General features: G+C 32.7%; 1 pseudogene. It reads right to left on the bottom strand.

What is annotated here, in order from left to right:
- Positions 1 to 248 (bottom strand): annotated as a pseudogene (locus tag FUA22_RS18370) (hypothetical protein); the annotation flags it as partial.

Below are 248 nucleotides of genomic sequence, written 5' to 3'. Positions count from 1 at the left end.
GTTCACTAACAAGTTTTTCTTTAAGTTTTAGTCCAAAATCAAAGGCTTGCTTTATGGTCATTTTAGGCGTCTCTGAAGCTGGTTCCTTTCTAACTTCAACAACCTTTGTTTTTATTTCGTTTTTGGCAGGTTCTTTTTTAGCATTTAACTTATTATGAAGTTCGGTGTTATCTTGATAAGGATTATAACCTTGTTTTAGAAGTTTGAGCAATGCTTTTCTGTAAACTACTAAAACCTCCATACGTTCT

This window comes from Seonamhaeicola maritimus (genome assembly GCF_008056315.1).
In the GTDB taxonomy this organism is placed as follows: Bacteria; Bacteroidota; Bacteroidia; order Flavobacteriales; family Flavobacteriaceae; genus Seonamhaeicola; species Seonamhaeicola maritimus.
This window is presented reverse-complemented; position numbering and strand designations above follow the sequence as displayed.